The 19,637-nt window shown below is 66.0% G+C and carries 18 protein-coding genes; 5 read left to right on the top strand and 13 right to left on the bottom strand.

The features are described from left to right. Positions 1-43 precede the first annotated feature (43 nt). From AC0KXH_RS09635 to AC0KXH_RS09600, 8 genes are all read right to left on the bottom strand, one after another. Positions 44-706: a response regulator transcription factor gene (locus AC0KXH_RS09635; protein ID WP_041105493.1), complete on the bottom strand. Its 663-nt coding sequence runs from the start codon at positions 704-706 to the stop codon at positions 44-46. Between the two features lie 33 nt (positions 707-739). Beyond that, on the bottom strand, positions 740-1,312 hold the full coding sequence (locus AC0KXH_RS09630; protein ID WP_488224578.1) for a PQQ-dependent catabolism-associated CXXCW motif protein: 573 nt from the start codon (positions 1,310-1,312) through the stop codon (positions 740-742). Positions 1,313-1,408: 96 nt separating this feature from the next. Beyond that, positions 1,409-2,200: an ABC transporter permease gene (locus AC0KXH_RS09625; RefSeq protein ID WP_041105491.1), complete on the bottom strand. Its 792-nt coding sequence runs from the start codon at positions 2,198-2,200 to the stop codon at positions 1,409-1,411. Next, positions 2,197-3,009 carry an ABC transporter ATP-binding protein gene (locus tag AC0KXH_RS09620; protein WP_269262549.1) on the bottom strand — a complete coding sequence of 271 codons (813 nt, stop codon included), beginning with the start codon at positions 3,007-3,009 and terminating at the stop codon, positions 2,197-2,199. Before AC0KXH_RS09620 ends, AC0KXH_RS09625 begins: the two co-directional genes overlap by 4 nt. Continuing rightward, a complete protein-coding gene (locus tag AC0KXH_RS09615) occupies positions 3,006-3,980 on the bottom strand; it encodes a YVTN family beta-propeller repeat protein (protein WP_041105838.1) in 975 nt (324 codons plus the stop codon). The genes AC0KXH_RS09620 and AC0KXH_RS09615 overlap by 4 nt, the downstream gene beginning before the upstream one ends. A 31-nt stretch (positions 3,981-4,011) precedes the next feature. Then, positions 4,012-4,494 carry a tetratricopeptide repeat protein gene (locus AC0KXH_RS09610; RefSeq protein WP_488224602.1) on the bottom strand — a complete coding sequence of 161 codons (483 nt, stop codon included), beginning with the start codon at positions 4,492-4,494 and terminating at the stop codon, positions 4,012-4,014. A gap of 23 nt (positions 4,495-4,517) precedes the next feature. Further along, positions 4,518-5,678 carry an ABC transporter substrate-binding protein gene (locus AC0KXH_RS09605; RefSeq protein WP_312358820.1) on the bottom strand — a complete coding sequence of 387 codons (1,161 nt, stop codon included), beginning with the start codon at positions 5,676-5,678 and terminating at the stop codon, positions 4,518-4,520. Positions 5,679-5,852: 174 nt separating this feature from the next. Then, positions 5,853-8,021: a methyl-accepting chemotaxis protein gene (locus AC0KXH_RS09600; protein WP_312571296.1), complete on the bottom strand. Its 2,169-nt coding sequence runs from the start codon at positions 8,019-8,021 to the stop codon at positions 5,853-5,855. Positions 8,022-8,424: 403 nt separating this feature from the next. On the opposite strand from AC0KXH_RS09600, the gene AC0KXH_RS09595 reads away from it, so the two are divergent. The 4 genes from AC0KXH_RS09595 (at position 8,425) to AC0KXH_RS09580 (ending at position 13,490) form a co-directional block, all read left to right on the top strand. Next, entirely contained in the window at positions 8,425-8,862 is a 438-nt protein-coding gene (locus AC0KXH_RS09595; RefSeq protein ID WP_041105489.1) for a cupredoxin domain-containing protein, read from the top strand. A gap of 10 nt (positions 8,863-8,872) precedes the next feature. Further along, positions 8,873-10,135, top strand: coding sequence for a sensor histidine kinase (locus tag AC0KXH_RS09590; protein WP_488224577.1), 1,263 nt, complete (start codon positions 8,873-8,875; stop codon positions 10,133-10,135). After that, positions 10,132-10,791 carry a response regulator gene (locus AC0KXH_RS09585; RefSeq protein ID WP_488224576.1) on the top strand — a complete coding sequence of 220 codons (660 nt, stop codon included), beginning with the start codon at positions 10,132-10,134 and terminating at the stop codon, positions 10,789-10,791. The genes AC0KXH_RS09590 and AC0KXH_RS09585 overlap by 4 nt, the downstream gene beginning before the upstream one ends. A gap of 398 nt (positions 10,792-11,189) precedes the next feature. Next, the gene (locus AC0KXH_RS09580) at positions 11,190-13,490 is read left to right on the top strand and encodes a TonB-dependent receptor (RefSeq protein WP_488224575.1); all 2,301 of its coding nucleotides are present in this window, start codon (positions 11,190-11,192) and stop codon (positions 13,488-13,490) included. Between the two features lie 51 nt (positions 13,491-13,541). Here the strand turns inward: AC0KXH_RS09580 and AC0KXH_RS09575 are convergent, their stop codons facing one another. The 5 genes from AC0KXH_RS09575 to exaA form a co-directional block, all read right to left on the bottom strand. Then, positions 13,542-14,867: a methyl-accepting chemotaxis protein gene (locus tag AC0KXH_RS09575; protein ID WP_043220188.1), complete on the bottom strand. Its 1,326-nt coding sequence runs from the start codon at positions 14,865-14,867 to the stop codon at positions 13,542-13,544. 122 nt (positions 14,868-14,989) lie between these two features. Then, the gene (locus AC0KXH_RS09570) at positions 14,990-15,637 is read right to left on the bottom strand and encodes a 3'-5' exonuclease (protein WP_488224574.1); all 648 of its coding nucleotides are present in this window, start codon (positions 15,635-15,637) and stop codon (positions 14,990-14,992) included. 3 nt (positions 15,638-15,640) lie between these two features. After that, a complete protein-coding gene (locus AC0KXH_RS09565; protein WP_041105484.1) occupies positions 15,641-16,105 on the bottom strand; it encodes a GNAT family N-acetyltransferase in 465 nt (154 codons plus the stop codon). 91 nt (positions 16,106-16,196) lie between these two features. Further along, positions 16,197-16,850, bottom strand: coding sequence for a pentapeptide repeat-containing protein (locus AC0KXH_RS09560; RefSeq protein WP_041105483.1), 654 nt, complete (start codon positions 16,848-16,850; stop codon positions 16,197-16,199). Between the two features lie 165 nt (positions 16,851-17,015). Next, entirely contained in the window at positions 17,016-18,887 is a 1,872-nt protein-coding gene (gene exaA, locus AC0KXH_RS09555) for a quinoprotein ethanol dehydrogenase (RefSeq protein ID WP_041105482.1), read from the bottom strand. 309 nt (positions 18,888-19,196) lie between these two features. On the opposite strand from exaA, the gene pedF reads away from it, so the two are divergent. Continuing rightward, a complete protein-coding gene (gene pedF, locus AC0KXH_RS09550; protein WP_041105481.1) occupies positions 19,197-19,634 on the top strand; it encodes a cytochrome c-550 PedF in 438 nt (145 codons plus the stop codon). Positions 19,635-19,637 lie beyond the last annotated feature (3 nt).

Below are 19,637 nucleotides of genomic sequence, written 5' to 3'. Positions count from 1 at the left end.
GCCAGGGGCAGCGGTTGGGGAAATCTGGCGGCCGGCGGCTTGTTTAGCGGCGCAGGTAGCTGGAGAAGTCGATATCGCTGGCCGAGAGAATGGCCTGTACGCGGTTATGCACGTTCAGCTTGCGCAGGATGGCCGAGACATGGGCCTTGACCGTGGTCTCGGCGATGTCGAGGTTGTAGGCGATCTGCTTGTTCGATTCGCCCTTGGTCATGCGTTCGAGCACCAGTAGCTGCTTGCGCGTGAGTGCTTGCAGCAGCTCCGGCGGAATCGACGGCTCGCTGTGATGGTGGCGAGTGGTGGGCTTCTGGCTGCGGATGATGTCCGAGGGCAGATAGACGTTGCCATTGAGGATCTGCTCGATGGCTTCGGTCATCTGTGCGCGCGGGGACGACTTGGTGATGAAGCCCACGGCGCCGTAGGTGATGGCCTGGAGGACGATCTGCTTGTCCTGCTCGGCCGAGACGATCACCACCGGAATGGTAGGGGCCTCGTTGCGCAGGTTGATCAGCCCGTTGAGGCCGTGCATGCCCGGCATGTTCAGGTCCAGCAGTACCAGATCGAGATCGTCGTGTTCCTGGGTCAGTGCCAGGGCGCTGTCCAGATCGGCGGTTTCGAGAATTTCGCTGTCGGGAAAGCCATCGCGGATGACGTTGTGGATCGCCTCACGAAACAGCGGGTGATCATCGGCTATGAGAATCTTGTACAAGGCTGGGCACCTCTTGTTGTGATTATGGTGAGCTTATCGGGCGGCGCTGGCAGTCGCCTCCAGCGGCACGGGTCGCGCCGGTTGCAGTGGCAGGCCTGCCTGCTCCCAGGCGTCCACGCCATCCCGATACCAGTAGATGTCCGTGTAACCCAGCCGGTGTGCGCGCATCGACGCATTCCAGCTCAGCCAGCAGTCGGATCGGCAGTAGAACACCAGCGCCCGGTCTTTATCGCCGCCGGTGGCCTGCCGCAGATTGCGCGTGAAGTAGCTTGCCCATTCCGGCGCCAGATTGCCATCACCGGTGTTCGGCAACCAGATGCTGCCCGGCAGGTTGGCATGCGGCTCGCTGTCGATGAACTGGCCGGCCAGCCACTGGCGACGGTAAACGTCGACGAGCACGGGTCTGGGGTCCTGCTCGAGCAGCGCCTTGAGCTGCTCGGTCGACAGGGTACGCGCGCCTTCGGCCGTATCGGGCGTGGGGCTGCGGTACTGGTCCTGCCGATAGCCTTCGGCGGAGAACAGCGCAGCATCCGCAGCTCCGGTGCCGGCAGCCGCAGCGAACAGGGGAAGCGCCATCAGCAGGCCGGTGAGCATCCGCATTCTCATGGTTCTGGTCCCATCCTTTCGTTGAGCGATTACAGAACAATGGGCGCCCCGTGCAAATCCTACGTTGGACAGCCGAAGCGGTACGAAAGTAGTAATTCAGGCAGCGCGACGCAGCGCCGCGTGCTGCGGATTGAAGCTCAGCACCGCCAGCAGGCTGAACAACAGGGTCAGCCCCAGGCAGACAGCCAGCGCCAGTGCGTTGAATTGCTCGTAGAGCGCGAAACGCACGAGTTCGACGGCGTGACTGAAAGGATTCACGGCGCAGATCCAGTACAGCCATTCGCTGGCTTCGCGCATCTTCCACAGCGGATAGAGCGCGGAGGAGAGGAAGAACATCGGGAAGATCACGAAATTCATCACCCCGGCGAAGTTTTCCAGCTGCCGGATGCCATTGGACAGCAGCAGGCCCAGCGCGCTGAGCAGCAGCGCCACCAGCAGCAGCGCCGGCAGTGCGACGAGCAGGCCGGACGCCGGTGGCTGCACGCCATAGAGCCAGGCGATGGCAAAGAACGCATAGACCTGCAGCAGCGAGATCAAGGCCGTGGCCAGCAGCTTGCTCGCCAGCAGAAACGCACGGGGCAGGGGGCTGGTCAGCAGCACGCGCATGCTGCCCATCTCGCGGTCGTAGACCATCGATAGCGAACCCTGCATGCCGTTGAACAGCAGGATCATGCAGGCCAGCCCGGGGACGATGTAGGTCTCGTAGGTGATATAGGTGTCGTACGGCTCGATGATGGCGATGCCCAGCGCCGCACGGAATCCGGCGGCAAACACCAGCAGCCAGAGCAGCGGGCGTACCAGGGCGCTGAGAAAGCGCGAACGCTGTTGAACGAAACGCAGCCATTCGCGGGCCACGATGCCGCGCAGACATTCCCAATAGGCATTCATGAGCGCACCTGCGAAGCAGTGGCGTCACGCGACGCCGTATCCCTGGGCCCGCCCGCCGTGCCGACCGGGCGCGCACGGCTTGTGGAGGCGACGCCTTCGCCGGTCAACCGCGAGAAGCTGGCGGCCAGATCCTCCTCATCGTCGACCAGGCTGGCAGCCGGGCCCTGCGCCACCAGCCGGCCCTGCTTGAGAACCAGTAGATGATCGTCGGCCAGCACCTCGTCGAGCAGGTGAGTGGTCCACAGCACGCTCATGCCATCGTCGCGGCAGAGTTGGCGAACATGATCGTTGAGCCCCTGGCGGCTGGCCGGGTCCAGCCCGGCGCTGGCTTCGTCGAGCAGCAGCACGCTGGGCTCATGAAGCAGGGCGCGGGCGATTTCCACCCGCCGGCGATGGCCACCGTTGAGCTCGCGCACCTTGCTACGGCGGCGCTCGGTGAGGGTCTGCCGCTCGAGTTCCATGTCGATGCGCAAGCGCGCCCTGGCGCTGGACAAGCCATGCAGGGCGGCGTGGTAGCGCAGGTTCTGTTCCACGGTCAGGTCCAGGTCCAGCGTGCTCTGCTGGAACACCACGCCCATGCGTTGCAGGGCCTGGCGCGGCTGGCTCTTGAGGCTGTAGCCCTCGACGCGAATTTCGCCCTGTTGCAGGTCGTACAAGCGGGTGAGCAGGGCGATGAGCGTGGACTTTCCCGCCCCGTTGGGCCCGAGCAGGGCGGTGAAGCGGCCGCGCTCGGTCACGAAGCCGACGTTATCCAGCGCGCGGCGGGCCCCGTAGTTGAACCCGATGCCCTCGACTTCCAGCGCGTTCATGGCTTGACCACCACGCCCCACGGATACCGGCCGACCTTGATCGACTTGGTCACCTTCAGCGAAGGCACGTCGATCACCGAAACGTCGCCGCTGACGCCGTTGGTGGTCAGCAGCATGCGCTCGTCCGGGGTGAAAGCCATGTGCCAGACGCGGCGCCCGACCAGCAGGTAGTCGAGCACTTCGAAGGTCTTCGCGTCGACGACCGCGACATGGTTGGCAGGCCCCAGCGCGACGAAGGCGTACTTGCCGTCGGAGGTCAGCTTGACCCCAACCGGTTGCACCTTGTCCGGGTGCACGCCCTTGATCTGGAAGTGGAGCGTCTTGAGGATCTGCCGGCTGTCGACATCGACCACGCTGACGGTGCCGCCGATCTCGGCCGAGGCCCAGAGCTGCTTGCTGTCGCGGGTGAACTCGACGTGCCGAGGCCGCTGGTCGACCAGGGTGTTGTCGACCAGCTGGTTGGTGGCGGTATCGATCCAGTGCAGCATGTTGGTGGTTTCGCTGGTGTTGACCGCCCACTTGCCGTCCGGGCTGACCGCCATGCCCTCCGGTTCGACGCCGACGTCGATCTGCGCGAGCACCTCTTCCTTGTCGACATCCACAACGGTGACCAGCGCATCGTCCTCGTTGGAGATGTACAGCCATTTGTTGTTCGGGTGCAGGGCGAACTGCTCCGGGTCCGCCCCCGAAGGCAGTTGCTTGATGATCTGCCGGGTCGCCAGGTCCAGGACCTGGACGGTGTCGGAATCGCTCGCGCAGACGTAGAGCAGCTTGTTGTCGTGCGACAGCGTCAGCCCGCGCGGGCGCATGCCGACGTCGATGGTCTCGATCGTCTCCATGCGATCGAGATCGATCACGCTGATGTTGTCGTCCTTTTCGTTGGACACATAGGCCGTGGCGGCATGCGCCGATCCGATCAGGGCACAGCCCAGGGCGCAGAGAACGGCAGCGGCGAGCGGGTGGCGAGGCATGTGGTGGTCCTTGTTGTTGTTTGTCTGGTCGTTAGGGTCTGACGGCGGCACCGGCATCGCCGGCACGCGATCCCTGGTCAAGCTCGGCGAGGTACTGCAGGGCTTCTTCCTGGCCACCTTCGGCGGCACGGCGAAGCCAATGGCGCGCCTGTGCCAGATCAGGCGCGACGCCACGCCCCTCGGCGAGCGCCACGCCCCAGTGATAGCGCGCCAGGCTGACGTAGCTCGCGTCGTCCGGCTGGGCCGCTGCCTGTTTGAGCAGCTCGGCGGACTTGCCAAGGTCGACCGGCACGCCGCTGCCGCTTTCGTACATCTGCGCCAGCGAAATCAGTGAATAGACATCGTTCCAGCGTGCCACGCAGTCTTCGAAGATCGCCCGGGCCGCATCGAAGTTGCCGGTCTTGGCGGTGACGTAGCCATACAGGCACTTGATGCGCTTGGGGCTGTCCAGGTAGGCCTCGTAGCCGAGCTCGTCCGCCACGACGCTGCCTTGGAACGCGAACAGGCCCGCCAGCGCGGCAAGCTGGGCAGGGCCTCTCACAAGCCCACCTCGCTCAGCCGACAGCGGCTTTCCGGCGCGTCCAGGCCCAGCGTATCCAGCTCGCTGGTCGGGTGCAGAAAGCCCTCCTGCGGGGAGGTGGAAACCAGCGCGCGCGGGTGCACCAGCGGGATGGGTTGGCGCAGCTGGCCGTCCCAGGGGCGAAAGCTCAGCTTGCGCCCCTTGAAGCCGTCGAGCGGCAGCTGATCGGTAAGCGATAGCGCGCGCAGCTCTGTCACGTCGGTGGTTCTGAGACGGGTGACCGCAGCCGCAAGGCTGCGCACCGCGATCCAGGCGGCAAAGTCGCGGTCGTTCATCCAGCGCCCCGCATGCGCCTCGAAGCGATTCTGCAGCTGTGCCGCGCCATAGGTCTCGACGGTCTTGTGCCAGCCGGTCGGCGTCAGGCCCTGGGTACCGGCCACCGGGCGCGGATACCAGGTCTGGTAGGGCACGTACTCGCCGAAGTCGCCACGTTCGTCGGCCACCAGCACCACGTCGTACTCGGCGGTCTGGGTGAACAACGGCATTTCCGCCTGCGCCGTGCGGCGCTGATCGTTATCGAACGTCCAGGGCTTCTCGGCGACGATGCGATGGCCGAAACGCTTGGCCGCACGCTTGAGCGCCGCGGCGTAGGCCTGATCCTCTGGCGTGCTGCCGACGATCAGCAGCCAGCGGTTCCAGCGCCGTGCGGCGAGAAACTGGCCGAGCGCATCGGCCAGCATGTTGCGGCTGGGCAAGGTATGCAGCACGTTCGGCAGGCAGGCCTGACGCAGTGCATCGTCGGCGCTGCCGGCATTCATCAGCAGCGCGTCGGGAAAGGCCTCGGCGAGCTGGCGCAATTCCTGCGCCGGCGCGTTGACCACCATCAGGCGCAAGCCGGCCTCGTACAGGCGGCGGGCGCCGGCGAGCAGCGCCTCGGGGTCTTCTGCACTGACCGCTTCCAGGCTGTAACTGTGCTTGAGAAAGCGCCCGGTGGTGTTGCTGTCGGTGATCGCCAGCTCGGCGCCGCGCAGGCCGGCGTCCGCAGGTTCGGGGATGACGTTGGAAAGCAGCGGCCCGGGATCGGGCCGATAGCCCAGATAGCCGATGCGCACCTCCAGCGGTGCGGGCGCCGGGGGAGGGGCGGCCTGCACGGAAGTCAGCACGCCGCCGAGCGCCATCAGTGAAAACAGGGTGCGGATCGCGAGCGGTCGCATGGGCAACTCCTCAGGGGTTGCGGCCAGCATAGGAACCGACTCGGGGTGGGGAAATATGCAGAAAGTACCAGTCGCTGTGTACCAAGGTCGTAGAAATGCAACGCTGCATGGCGGCCTCCGCAGAGGCCGCCCGTGGGCCTAGCCCAGGCGTTTGACGGTGAAGCGGCCGACCTGAACGATCATCTGCTGCGCCTGCTGGGTAAGCTCTTGCGCCGTCTGGCTGGTCTGCTCGGAATTGCTGCTGTTGTGATGCACGACCTCGTCGATCTGACCGATGGCGAGGCTGACCTGCTCAATGCCTGACGCCTGCTGGCTGGATGCCGAGGCGATCTCATCGACCAGTTGCGACACCTGCGCGGCGCCCTGGACGATCGCTTCGAGCGCTTGCGCGGTCTCGTCGGTCAGCTCCATGCCCTTGATGGTGCGCGCATTGGATTCCTCGATCAGACGCGTCGAGCGCTGTGCGGCCTCGGCACTGCGCCCGGCGAGCTGGCGAACCTCGTCGGCCACCACGGCGAAGCCGCGGCCGTGCTCGCCGGCACGCGCCGCTTCGATGGCCGCATTCAGCGCCAGCAGGTTGGTCTGCGTCGCGATCTCCTCGATCGCCCGGATGATGTTGGTGATGTCCTGGCCGGACTGGTTGATCTCCTGCATCGCGGCCTTGAGCGTCGCCATCAGCTCGTTGCCGCCGCGAGCGGCCTGTTCGGCGCTGCGCGACAGCCCGTTGGCCTCGCTGGCATAGCCGGAGGTCTGGCGGATCTGCGTCGCCATCTGGCTGATGGTGGCGCTGATCTCGGTCACCGCCGAGGCGGACTCGGTCGCCCCGCCGGCCAGCTCCTGGCTGAGGTGGGTCACCTGGCCAGCCTTGTCGTTGATCAGCTGCGAGCTGAGCTGCACCTGCGACACCAGCCCGTTGAGGTTCTCGACCATGCGCCGCAAGGCCAGGCCCAGTTGATCGCGCTCGGATGCCAGGCGCACGTCGACCGCCAGGTCGCCCTGGGAAATCCGCTCGGCTACGGCTACCTGCTCCTGCAGGCTGTCGGCCATGCGATCGAGGCTGAGCGACAACTGGCCAACCTCGTCCGCCGAGCGATGGCCCAGCCGCTGGGACAGATCGCCCTGTTGAATGGCTCGTGCCAGGTTGGCCGCCTTGCGAATGGGCAGTGCCACCGAACGCGAGGAGAACCACAGCGCCACCACGGCAAGCAGGGAGATAAGGACGCCTACGCCGATTTGCTGCAGCACGCTGCGCTCGCTTTGTGCGCTCATCTCGCGCTCCAGCTCGGCGGCCTGGGCCAGCACGATGTCCTTGTCGATGCGCAGCATCATCGACCAGGGCTTGCCGGTACGCCCCAGCTCGATGGGCGCGAACACCGTTACCATGCCGTCGTCGTCGAGCCGCGCAAGCTCTTCACCGCCCTGGATGGAGCCCAGCAGCGCCTGCCAGTCCGGAAGAATCTTCTGGAAATGCTGACCGATGAGTTCCGGCTTGCGGCTCTCGGCCACGATCAGCCCCTGGTCGCTGATGATCGCCACTTCGCCCTGGCCGTCGAACAGCTTGCCCGAGACTTCCTCGCTGACCTTCTGCACGAAATCAAGGTTGTAGTCGGTGCCCGCCACGCCGAGGAAGCGACCGTCGACCACGATCGGCACCGACAGGGTTGCCAGCCACACCTGTTTGCCCTGGACGATGTAGGGCAGGGGGGCGAGCACGCTCTCGCGCTGGGTTTCCTTCGGCCCGATGTACCAGCCGCCCTTGAGTACCCCGTTGGGGTGTTTGTCCAGGGTGTCGTACTCGACCAGTGGCTGGACCGCGATGGTGCCATCGGCTGCGCGCGTCCAGTACGGGGTGAAACGCCCGGTCTGGAGGTTGTTGCCGTTCTGCCCGTCCTGGAACAGCAGGTCCTGGCCATCGATGGCGTCCGGCTCCCAGCAGGCGTAGGTGCCGTTGAAGTTCGGGTAGCGCTTGAGCACGTTCAGCAGAACGGCGTTGACCTCATCGCGGCCCATCTGCAGGCCGCCACTGGCGGCACCGCTCATCTTCGCGACGGCAAAGGTGGTTGCCATGCCGCGTGCGGCCTCCAGCGCCTCGGTGAACTCCGAGCGGATCTCGCCGGCGTACTTGCCGCCCAGGTGCTGCAGGGTTTGCAGCGCATCGTCCTGAGCCTGCTGGCTGACGCGGCCGGAGACCAGCCGTTGCGTCGAGCTGGCAAGAAACACGCTGTAGCCGATGAGTATGCCCGCCGTCACCAGCAGGCACAGCCCGCCGATGAGCGCGATTCGGTGTTGTATGGATCGCAGGGGGATCATGCTTGGCACTCCTGAAAATACTAAGGAAAACTCAAGGGCCTGCTGCAAGCGCTGGAGCAGGGCGGCCGGGGCCGACTGATGTCCAATTGGCATCACGAATACAGGGATATTGCGGCGGCAGAGCTGGGAAATGGATCGCTACCTTGGTGTCGCTACCTTGGTAGCGCTGCCGAGGGACTGGCCGCGCAAGACGGCCCGCTGCAAGCCTGGTGCGAGGGCCGATGCAGCCTTGCCAGCCCGGGTTTTCGGGCGCTGCGAGGTTGCCGCGCGGTCCTTGCGTGCGGCCCGTAGGTGCCCGCCAATGCCGGTTGGCGTCGGCACCATCGCTACCAAGGTAGGAGGAAGACGCAGGCGCCGCGCCTTAGGATGGCGAGACCGATAACAATAACGAGGCCGTCCCATGCCCACTTGCAAAGCGCTGCTGCTCAACGCCCTGTTCATCGCCAGCCTGATCGGCTTCGATCAATGTCATGCCGCCGGCGACCTGACGCGCCGCACCCAGGCCCTGCCGGATCTCAAGTTCGGCTCCGAAGAAAGCGACTACGCGGTCTCGCAGAAGGAATACCAGCTGGAAACCGGCGTCGCCTACCAGCTCAAGGTGATCTCCGACGGTCAGAAGGAGTGCGCTTTCCAGGCCCCGGAATTCGCGCATTCGATCTTTCTGCGCAAGGTCGAGGCCGGCGGCGTCGAGATCAAGGCGATGACCCTTACCGAACTGGAATTCGAGGACGCCGGCGAAGCGGAGATCTTCTTCCTGCCGATCAAGCCCGGCAGCTACCCCTTCTATTGCAAGGGCCTGCAGAACAAGGGCATGGAAGGGCGTTTCGTAGTCAAGTGAGGGCGGCGCGATGAATGCCCTTGGTCGCACCTACCTGCTGGTGGCGCTGTTCTTCGCGGCGGTGACACTCGTGTGCATGAGCGTCCTGCTGCGCCAGGCCGCGCACGACGTGCAACGCGAAATGGATGCCGCGCAACAGGTCGTCGACTACCTCGCGCTCAGCCTGCGCGGCCACCCGCAGGCCCTGGCCAGCGGCCTGCAGGACAGCCTCCGGCACATCCGGGTCGAGCGCATCGCGGCCGGGGCAGAGCCGGTAGCCACAGCCGAAGGGCAGCATCGCCGCTGGTTGAGCCAGTGGCTGTATCCCCAGGTGATGCCAGCGAAAACCGTGCAGTTCGAAGATGGCCAGCAGATCCGCCTGACCGTCAACCCGGACGACGAGGTCGAGGAAGTCTGGGACTCGTTGTTGCAGTTGCTGGCGCTGTTCGGCCTGGCCCTGGCGCTGAGCCTGCTGACCATTCGCTGGGCCGTCGGCCATGCACTGGGCGTGCTGGAAGACCTGCTCGGCGGGCTGCTGCGCATATCGCGCGGGCAGCTGGCCACACGCCTGGTGGCACGACGTCTGCCGGAGGCCCAGCGGCTGGCCGGGCAGTTCAACCAGATGGCCGGCGCGCTGGAAGCGGCCGAAGCCGACAACCTGCGGCTCAACCGTACCCTGATGGAGCTGCAGGAGCGCGAACGCACACGCCTGGCGCAGGTGATGCACGACGATCTCGGCCAGTATGTCGCCGGCATCCGTGCTCGCGCCTGCCTGCTCCGTGTCCAGGCGGACCGCCCCGAAGCCGTGCGCGAGACCGCCGCGCACCTTGAGCAGCACAGCCTCGACCTGCAGAACGGCTTTCGCGGGCTGGTCCGCGACCTGTATCCGGTCATGCTCGAGCATCTCAGCCTGGAGCAGGCCATCGCCCAGCTTGCCGAGCAGTGGCAGGCCTCGCAGGGCATCGCATGCCGGTTTCGCCTGCGCGGCACGATGCCCTCGCTGGACATGGACGACAAGCTGCACCTCTACCGGCTGGCCCAGGAGGCGCTGACCAATGTCGCGCGGCATGCGCAGGCCAGCCAGGTCAGCCTGCAGCTGCGTGGCGGCACTCGCGGCCTGAGCCTGCTGGTCGCCGACAACGGCCACGGCCAGCCGCCCGGGGGCACCGGCGTCGGCCTGCGCTCGATGCGCGAGCGCGCCCGCTGTCTCGGCGCCCGGCTGCGCTTGCGGCATTGCCCGGGGCGCGGCTGGACGCTCTATCTCAACCTGCCCTGCACAGGAGCGACAACATGAACATTCTGCTGGTCGACGATCACGCAGTGGTCCGTCAGGGCTACGCCAGCCTGCTGACCGCCTTGCTGCCTGAAGTGGTGGTAACCGAAGCCGCGAGCGGCGAGCAGGCCCTGCAGAGCGTGCAGGACGAGGTGCCCAGCCTGGTAATTCTTGACCTCGGGCTGCCGGGCATCAGCGGGTTGGAAACCTGCCGGCGCCTGCGCCAGCGCCTGCCGCTGCTGCCCGTGCTGATCTTCAGCATGCACGATGAGCAGGCTCTCGTTCGGCAGGCCCTCGATGCCGGCGCATCCGGCTACCTGACCAAGCGTTGCGCACCGGACGTGCTGGTCGAGGCGGTGCGCAAGGTGCTGGCCGGGCAGCCGTTCATCGAACAGCCATTGGCCGTCGAGCTGGCCTGCCAGCGCGCGTCGAGTTCGGCCAGCCAGGGGCGGCTGGCGGACATGACGCCGCGCGAGATGGAAGTGTTCATCATGCTCGCGCGCGGCATCAGCACCCGTGAGATCGCCCAGCGTCTGTGCATCAGCAGCAAGACCGTGTCCAACCACATGGCATTGCTCAAGAACAAGCTCGAGGTAAGCTCCCAGGCCGAGCTGGTACACCTGGCCATCGACCAGGGCCTGTTGCGGGTCGGCGAACGCATGCTCTGCGAAGCCTGACCACCAGCCGCTTCAACTCCGTCGACGGGCAGGTGGCAGGCCACCTGCCGACCGCCGCGTCCCGTTACCGCCCCGCGCCCGGCAGCCTTCGGCCGCCTGGCGTGCCTCCGAATTCACCCATTCCCGCCGGCCGGCAAACAGCGCCGCACGGCCGTGCCGCTGCTGCCTGGATGTGCCCGAAAGGCGGCGTAGACCTAGTGCGCAGGTCGTACGACCAATCTCCGCGGCGCCGGGAAGTTTTCCCGCACGAACCGGGAAATCTTCCCTGTCGGCGCAGCCAGGCTCCTTCTGATAATCGCCCTGGCAGGTTGCCAGCACGGCCTGCCCAAACCGACGTAGGGAGCCGCCCGCCGGCTCGTTCGGCCTCGATCCGCCTGACAAGAACAAGGAACTACCCGATGCAATCTCAGTTCAGTAGTCGCCGGCTGCCCCGGCGCACGCTGCTTTCCCTGGCCATCGCCGGCCTGTTGCCCGGCCTGGCTCACGCCGACGAGCCACTCGAACTGGAGGCTGCGGAGGTCGTCGCCACGACCCCACTGCCGGGCATCGACCTGCCGAAGGACCAGGTGCCTGCCAATGTGCAGACACTCGATGAGCGGCAGCTCGATCGATTGGGAGGGCAATCGCTGGCCGAAAAGCTGCAGCGCGGCCTGCCGAGCGTGAATCTCAACGAAACCCAGGGCAATCCCTACCAGGCGGACCTCAACTACCGCGGCTTCTCCGCCTCTCCGCTGTTGGGCACGCCGCAGGGCATGTCGGTGTTTCTCGACGGCGTGCGGATCAACGAAGCCTTCGGTGACGTGGTGCACTGGGACCTGATACCCAATACCGCGCTCGCCAGCGCCACGCTCGTGCCCGGTTCGAACCCGCTTTACGGGCTCAACACCCTGGGCGGGGCGCTGGCCTTGCAAACCAAGCGCGGCGATACCCATCCGGGCGGCTCGGCCGAGGTGTACGGCGGCTCCTTCGGGCGCTACGGCGCGGCGGTCGAGCAGGGCGGCAGCCACGAGAATTTCTCCTGGTACCTGGCGGCCGAAGGCATGGACGAAGATGGCTGGCGTGACCATTCGCCCTCCGAAGTGCGGCAGCTGTTCGGCAAGTTCGCCTGGACCAGCGACAGCACCGACGTGGCGCTGACATTGGCGCATGCCGACAACGACCTGATCGGCAACGGCCTGCTGCCTGAAAGCCTGCATGATCGGGACGACGACGCGATCTTTACCTATCCCGACCAGACCGAGAACAGGAGCCACCTGATGGCACTCTCGGCCAGCCACTGGCTGAGCGAGCGCGATCGGCTATCGGGCACCCTTTACCTGCGTCGCACCCGCACGCAGACGCTCAATGGCGACGGCAACGACGAATACGAGGATGAATACGAGGAGTGGGCCGACGACGGCTTTATCGGCGAAGGCCCGGAAAGCGGCGTGCTGAACCGCACCCAGACCACGCAGCGCGCCTACGGGCTGGCGCTGCAATGGACGCACTACGCCGGCGCCCACCAGTTTGCCTTCGGCCTGACGCATGACAACACCCGCGCCAGCTTCCAGCAAAGCGAGCAGGGCGGCGAGCTGACCGACGAGCGCGGCATCCTTGCCAGCGAGGACGAAGAGCAGGTCAACAGCCTGCTGGGCCGCACCCGCACCTCGAGCCTCTATGCGACCGACACCTGGTCGCTGACCGAGCGCCTGCAGCTGACCGGCTCGCTGCGCTACAACCGCACGCGCGTGGTCAACTCCGACCGCATGGGTGACGACCTCGACGGCGACTTCACCTACCACAAACTCAACCCGGCCCTGGGCTTTGCTTGGCAGCTGCAGCCGGCGCTGACGCTGTATGGCGGCTTTTCGCAGGGCAACCGTGCGCCGACGCCGATCGAACTCGGCTGCGCCGACCCCGAAAATCCCTGCAGCCTGCCCAACGCCATGGCCGCCGACCCCTTCCTCGAACAGGTCGTCACGCGCACGCTGGAGCTCGGCCTGCGCGGCGAGCTGGCCGGCGGCACGCGCTGGAATCTCGGGGCTTTCCGCAGCATCAACCATGACGACCTGCTGTTCGTCGGCACCGGCGGCAGCCAGGGCTACTTCACCAACTTCGGCCGCACGCAGCGCCAGGGCATCGAGTTCGGCCTGGCCGGCACGCAGGGGCCGGTGGACTGGCGGGTCGACTACACCTGGCTGCATGCGACCTTCCGCTCTTCGGCCTGCATTCTTGCCGAGAACAACAGCACCGAAGGCGAGGGCGGCTGCCCGGACGACGAAATCCGCATCGCCAGCGGCGACTACCTGCCAGGGTTGCCCCGACACAACCTCAAGCTCGGCCTGGACTGGAACCTGAACGACCGGTTGCGGCTGGGCACCACCGTGCTGGCCTACTCGGATCAGTACGTGCGCGGCAACGAGAACAACCGTCACCGGCCCAACGACGAATTCGAAGGCAGCGGAAAGCTGGCGGGCTATGCGGTGGTCAATCTCACCGCCGATTACCGGTTCGCACCGGGCTGGACGCTGTTCGGTCGAGTCGACAACCTGTTCGACAAGCGCTACGCGACATCCGGCGCGCTCGCGGAGAACCCCTTCGTCGGCGCCGGCAACGCCTTCGCCAGCGACCCGGACGAATGGCGCCATGAGCAGTTCATCGCCCCGGGGGCGCCGCGTGCCGGCTGGCTGGGCGTGCGCTATGCCTGGGACGCGCTGTAACGCGAGCGCACGGCCAGGCAGGTTGTCTGGCCGTGCGGGCAACGTGCGCCGCTAGCGATTGTCGCTGTTCAGCTGGCTGGCGAACTGACCGACCGCGCTCACCACCCGCTGCGCACCGTCCTGGATTTCGACGATCACCGCGCCGGCCTGATTGGCGAATTCCAGGCCCTGCTCGGCCTGGCTGCGGCTGGCCGACATGCTGTGCACGGCGGCTTGCGCCAGGTCCTGGTTCTTTTGCACCACCCCGACGATTTCCTCGGCCGCCTTGCTGGTTCGCGCGGCGAGCTGGCGTACCTCGTCGGCCACCACAGCGAAGCCACGCCCCTGGTCACCGGCACGCGCGGCCTCGATGGCGGCGTTGAGCGCGAGCAGGTTGGTCTGGTCGGCAATGCCGCTGATGGTCTTGAGGATCGCGCTGATCAGCTGCGACTGCTTGTCCAGCGCCTCGATGCCATCGGACGCGTCCTGCATCTGCTGGGCGATCTGATGCATGACCTCGACGGTCTGCTGCACCACCTGCGCACCACGCTGGGCGCTGAGGTCGGTCTGCTGCGACGTGCTGTAGGCGATCGTCGCCGCCTCGGCCACCGCCATCTCGCGCTGGACCTGCTCGGTAATCACCGTGGCGAACTTGATCACCTTGTACAGCTTGCCGTAGGCGTCGTGCACCGGATTGTAGGAAGCCTCCAGCCATACCGGACGGCCAAGGGCATCGATGCGCTTGAAGCGGGCCGCCACGAAATCGCCGCGGTTGAGGCGCTCCCAGAAGGCGCGGTACTCGGCCGACTCGGCTTCCTCTCGTTCGCAGAACATTCGGTGGTGCTTGCCCTGGATCTGCTCCAGGCGATAGCCCATGCCGTCGAGGAAGCGCTGGTTGGCGGTCAGCACGTGGCCGCTCAGGTCGAACTCGATCACCGCGGTCGAACGCTGCAGGGCGTTGATCACGCTCTCGGCCTCGCGCGAGGACTCGATGGTGCGGGTCAGGTTGTTGGCGCAGAGCGTGATGTGCAGCAGCGCGCCATCGGCCGCCTTGATCGGCTGCCAGATCGAGCGCAGCCAGGCCTCCTTGCCATCGGCACGCAACAGGCGGTAGGCGCCGGACAAATGCTCGCCCTGGCGTATCGCGGTCTGCAGCCTGGAATAGTTGGCTTCGCTGCGAAACTGCGCGGAAAACAGGCCGTCGAGCGGCCGGCCGAGCAACTCGTCGCGGCGGTAGCCCATTTCGGCGAGAAAGGTTTCGTTCGCGTGCTGGATGCGTCCTTGCGGGTCCACTTCGAGGACCATCATCTCGCGGTACAGCGAGTCCTTGATCTGTCGGCTGATCGAGGCTTCCTCGCGAAGCGCCGACAGCTCCCGCTTGAGTTGGTTGTTGAACATTCTTGGCATCCAGTGAAGGGAGGGACCTACCGCCCACTGTGTAATTCGGCCGCGCTACGGCGAACTGGAGAGACCCCGGACGACAATTTGCTCTATCGGCCCGATAGGCTGTCGCAATGACATCACCGCTCCGGCGTACGGGCGAGCGCGAGGAGCCTTTGCTGCACCTCGTCCTCCAGCGCCACGAATATCTGCAGCGCGCCATAGGCGTCGTCGGCGGCATAACGCTGCTGCGCCTCGCTCAGTTGCAGGCTTGCCCAGTTGGACGTCGACAGCCGCCGCGACTTGGCGATTGCCTCCTGACGCAGGGCTGCCAGCGCACCGCGCAAGCCGACCTGGCCCTTGCGCCCCTCGTAGTGCAACACGCTGCCCAGGTCGATACCGGCGCGCAAGGCGATGCCCAACCGGCCCTGCAGACGGCTGCGGTCGGACTTCAGGCCAAAGCCAAGCTTCACCAGGCGCGGGTTCTCCAGTACGGCCCTGGCGACCGGCAGGCATTCAGCAATGGCGACCCGCAGCAGGTAGGCGCGCTGCGGGGTTGCGAACTGGATCAGGTGGGGGCCGTCCGAATGCTCACCGACGCGAAACGTGGGTTTGGACTCGGTATCGAAGCCAATCGGACCTGGCCAGGCGAGCAGCTCACGCAGTGCCGCTTCGCAGCTCGCCGCACTGTCAGGCATGAAGATCCGCTCCGGCGGCATGCCGGCGAACGGCGCCAGTTCGGCGGCTTCGCCAGGAGGCTTGAGGCGAACAATCGGCAGATTGGCCATCGGTTACAGCTCGAGGCCGAGAAAGGCGGTGCCCGGCACCGGATTGACGCTCACCGGTTCAGCAGCGACGAAGCCGAGCGAATGATAGAGCTGGCGTGCCGCGGTGAACTCCGGCAACACATCGAGGCAGATGCGCTGGTAGCCAGCCCGACGCGCTTCGGCAAGGATGCGCTCGACCAACTGCCGGCCGAGCGCCTGGCCACGCGCCTGCGGACGCACATAGACGCGCTTCATCTCGCAGGTGGTGTCGTCGACCCGGCGCAGGGCGGCGCAGCCCACCACCTCGCGGCCGACGCGAGCCAGCAGCAGGCAGCCCGCCGGTGCCGCATAGGCGCCGGGCAGTTCGGCGAACTCGCGTGTATATCCTTGATAGTCGAGGCTGACGCTCGGACTGCGAACGTACTCGGTGAAGATTGCCAGAACCGCATCGCGGTCCTCGGGAAACCTTGCCGCGGTGATATCGGGCATTGACCTGCCTCGCTCCGGCTGTCGGCGCCGGGTGGCGCCGCTCATCGGGCAACCCTAGCGGCAGATGTGGACCGAGTCCATGCCGGCGCGCTCAGCGCTCCCAGCCGATCGGGCAGTCACGACAGCCTTCCATGTTGGTGCCCTGGAAGGTGGCGTAATGGCGGCGCGCGCCCCTGAGGTTGGCGTCGGCCAGGTTGGCATCGTTGAACTTGGCCTCCTGCAGGTTGGCATCGCTGAGGTCCGCGCCCTTGAGGTCGGCCTTGCTCAGCCAGGCCATCTCCAGGTCTGCCGCGATCAGGCGACTGTCGTGCAGCTTTGCACCGCTCAGGCGGGCGAACTCCAGAAAGGCGCCGGTCAGGTCGGCCTGGCGGAACTGCGCGGCCTGGCCGAACAGGCCCCAACCGCGTATGGCGACCAGCCGCGCCTCGCTGAAGTCGGCCAGGCGCAGATTGGCCTGTTGCAGGCTGGCACGGGTGAGGTTGGCGCCTTTGAGCCTGGCTTTTTCCAGATTGGCCAGATCGAGATTGGCATGGCGCAGGTCGGCACCGCTGAGGTCTGCGCCGGCGAGGTTGATCCGGCGCAGATCCTGGTTGGCGAGGTTCGCGCCGCGCAGGTCGGCATTCGGACACTGGCTGTCCGGCTCGATGACGCAGCCGTTGATGACCAGGCGCGCGTCGTCTTCGGCCAGCGCATGGGCGCTGCCCAGCAGGACCAGGGGCAACAGCAGGGCGTTGATTGTCTTCATGGGGATGGCTCCGGCAGTTCCGGTCGCACCGGGCGACCCGGGAAGGCCTGGCGAAACACCGCCTCGCCCTTCGGCGAGAGCGCCAACTCGGGACCGAAGGGCGGGCGGTGTTCGCCGGCCGGGTAGGGCGGCGAGGGCCGTGCCTGCTCGGCACGGCCTGGCCGGTCAGCGTTGCGCGGTCTTCTTGTCCCATTCAGGCAGTTTGAACACCCAGAACGAGCCGCCCTGGGCGACCGGCTTGGTCAACACCGCCATGTCGCCGCCCCACAGCGGCACGGCGCCGCCGTAGCCGGCCGTTACGCCGATGTACTGTTCGCCGTCCATCTCCCAGGTGATCGGCGGGGCGATGATCCCGGTGCCGACGTTGAATTTCCAAAGCTCCTTGCCGGTCTTGGCGTCGAAGGCCTTGAAGAAACCGTCGCCGGTGCCGGTGAACACCAGGCCGCCCTTGGTGGCCAGCACGCCGGCCCACAGCGGCAGTTTTTCCTTGTGCTCCCAGGCCACCTTGCCGGTGGTCGGGTTCATCGCCCGCAGGATCCCCACGTGGTCGTCGTACATCCGCTTGATGCGGAAGCCCTGGCCAAGGTAGGCCGAACCCTTCTTGTAGCTGACCTCTTCGGTCCAGTAGTCCTCCTTCCAGTGGTTGGCCGGAACATAGAACAACCCGGTGTCCTGGCTGTAGGCCATGGGGTTCCAGTTCTTGCCGCCGAGGAACGGCGGCGAGACTTCCACCGACTTGCCATGCTTCTCGCCGGGCTCGGGCAGCGGCGGGCGCTGGTTCTCGTTCTCCACCGGGCGACCGGTCTTCAGGTCGATGTGACTTGCCCAGGTGATGTTGTCGACGAAGGGGAAGGCGTTCTGCAGCTTGCCGGAGGTGCGATCGACGACATAGAAGAAACCGTTGCGGTCGGCATGGGCCGTGGCTTTCACCGTCTTGCCGTTCTTGTCCTTGTAGTCGAACAGCACCAGTTCGTTGTTGCCGGAGAAGTCCCAGGCGTCGTTCGGCGTGTGCTGGTAGAACCATTTGACCTCGCCGGTGCTCGGGTCGACGCCGACCTGACCGGAGGTGTAAAGGCTGTCGTAGTCCTTCGGATCGCCACCGTCGGCAGTGCGCGCCCAGCCATTCCAGGGAGCCGGGTTGCCGGCGCCGACAATGATGGTGTTGGTCTGCGGATCGAAACTGGCGCTCTGCCAGGGAGCGCCGCCCCCGTGGCTCCAGGCTTCCTTCTTGCCGGTCGGGTGGTTGGGATCATCCGGCCAGGAGGGCGCCTTGACGTCGCCGGTCGGCGTGCTCTCCTTGCCGTTGAGACGCCCCATGTGCCCTTCGACGAAGGGGCGCATCCAGACTTCCTCGCCCGTGTCCGGGTCGCGCGCAAACAGCTGGCCGACCACGCCGAACTCGTCGCCCGAGCTGCCGTGAATCAACAGCACCTTGCCGGTCTTCTGGTCTTTGACGATGGTCGGCGCGCCGGTCATGGTGTAGCCGGCGCCGTGATCGGCAAATTTCTTCTTCCACACCACCTTGCCGGTGTCCTTGTTCAGCGCGACCACCGCGGCGTCCAGCGTGCCGAAGAAGATCTTGTCGCCATAGATTGCGGCGCCGCGGTTGACCACGTCGCAGCACGGGCGGATGTCGTCGGGCAGGCGATGGGTGTAGTTCCACAGCCGCTTGCCGGTTTTCGCGTCGATGGCGAAGACCCGCGAATAGGAGCCGGTGACGTAGATGACGCCGTCGTGGACGATGGCCTGCGACTCCTGGCCGCGCTGCTTCTCGTCACCGAAGGAGTAGGACCAGGCCGGTGTCAGCTTGAAGACGTTCTCGGTATTGACTTGCGCCAACGGACTGTAGCGTTGTGCGCTGGTCCCCATGCCGTATTGCAGCACGTCGCGGGTGGTGAGGTGGTCGTTGGCGATGTCTTCCCAGCTGACGGTCTTGGCCTGCACGGCGCCGGCCAGCGCCAGGCTGCCGGCCAGGGCGAGGCAATGCACGGCGAGGGCGAGGGGGCGTTTGCTGCCGGGGTGCGATCTTGTTGTCATGGTTGCGTTTCCCTTGTCTAGTCGAACGAGGCCGCCGTCTGGTGGCCTGGCGCTTCGAATAGTGGGAGCGCGCCCTGCGCGTCGAAACGGAAAAACGCCCGGCGATCCCGGGATGCGTTCCCGAACCCCTGTGATTTCGCCTTGCTACTACAGGCGCTCACCCGCAGGTCGCAGGCGCTACTACCAAGGGAGTAGGGCATGGCATCCAAAGCAGGATTCTGCCGGGACGCCGCCGGTTTCAAGATGCCTGCCATGCGCTCCGTTCAGGAGCAGCCTTGCTCAGATTCAACGAACCAAGGGTGGTAGTCCATGAACAAGAACAATCTTCTGCGTGCTCTGCTGGCTGCAGGCTTCATCGGCGTATCGGGCCTCGCTCTGGCCCACGGCGACGTCACGCCGCAGCCTGTGGAAACCAAGGGACTGCCCGATCTGGGCGAAGAGTGGGCCGATGAGAACCCCTTCCGCGCGCCCAGCGAATACCATGACCGCGCCGTGGAAATCGGCTCGTCGGCGTACAACCAGAACTGCGCCCGCTGCCACGGCCTGGAAGCCATTTCCGGCGGCATCGCACCGGACCTGCGCGACCTGGAAGCGAACATGGACGGCGACGAGTGGTTCAAGGAGCGCGTGATCAACGGCGCGGTGCGTGACGGTGCGGTGTACATGCCGCGCATGGCCGACACCCTCAGCCAGGAAGCGCTGTGGGCCATCCGTACCTATATCGAAAGCGAAGCGGCCAAGCGGTGATCG

Source organism: Stutzerimonas sp. CXK-1, from assembly GCF_057738225.1.
Note: the sequence above shows the minus strand (reverse complement) of the source record. Positions and strands in the feature narration are given on the sequence as shown.

Bases quoted from the DNA above. Each gene is read 5' to 3' on its own strand.
- AC0KXH_RS09630 (WP_488224578.1), bottom strand. From the start codon at position 1,312: ATGAGAATGCGGATGCTCACCGGCCTGCTGATGGCGCTTCCCCTGTTC.
- AC0KXH_RS09625 (WP_041105491.1), bottom strand. From the start codon at position 2,200: ATGAATGCCTATTGGGAATGTCTGCGCGGCATCGTGGCCCGCGAATGG.
- AC0KXH_RS09620 (WP_269262549.1), bottom strand. From the start codon at position 3,009: ATGAACGCGCTGGAAGTCGAGGGCATCGGGTTCAACTACGGGGCCCGC.
- AC0KXH_RS09615 (WP_041105838.1), bottom strand. From the start codon at position 3,980: ATGCCTCGCCACCCGCTCGCCGCTGCCGTTCTCTGCGCCCTGGGCTGT.
- AC0KXH_RS09605 (WP_312358820.1), bottom strand. From the start codon at position 5,678: ATGGCGCTCGGCGGCGTGCTGACTTCCGTGCAGGCCGCCCCTCCCCCG.
- AC0KXH_RS09595 (WP_041105489.1), top strand. From the start codon at position 8,425: ATGCCCACTTGCAAAGCGCTGCTGCTCAACGCCCTGTTCATCGCCAGC.
- AC0KXH_RS09590 (WP_488224577.1), top strand. From the start codon at position 8,873: ATGAATGCCCTTGGTCGCACCTACCTGCTGGTGGCGCTGTTCTTCGCG.
- AC0KXH_RS09585 (WP_488224576.1), top strand. From the start codon at position 10,132: ATGAACATTCTGCTGGTCGACGATCACGCAGTGGTCCGTCAGGGCTAC.
- AC0KXH_RS09580 (WP_488224575.1), top strand. From the start codon at position 11,190: ATGCAATCTCAGTTCAGTAGTCGCCGGCTGCCCCGGCGCACGCTGCTT.
- AC0KXH_RS09575 (WP_043220188.1), bottom strand. From the start codon at position 14,867: ATGTTCAACAACCAACTCAAGCGGGAGCTGTCGGCGCTTCGCGAGGAA.
- AC0KXH_RS09570 (WP_488224574.1), bottom strand. From the start codon at position 15,637: ATGGCCAATCTGCCGATTGTTCGCCTCAAGCCTCCTGGCGAAGCCGCC.
- AC0KXH_RS09565 (WP_041105484.1), bottom strand. From the start codon at position 16,105: ATGCCCGATATCACCGCGGCAAGGTTTCCCGAGGACCGCGATGCGGTT.
- AC0KXH_RS09560 (WP_041105483.1), bottom strand. From the start codon at position 16,850: ATGAAGACAATCAACGCCCTGCTGTTGCCCCTGGTCCTGCTGGGCAGC.
- exaA (WP_041105482.1), bottom strand. From the start codon at position 18,887: ATGACAACAAGATCGCACCCCGGCAGCAAACGCCCCCTCGCCCTCGCC.
- pedF (WP_041105481.1), top strand. From the start codon at position 19,197: ATGAACAAGAACAATCTTCTGCGTGCTCTGCTGGCTGCAGGCTTCATC.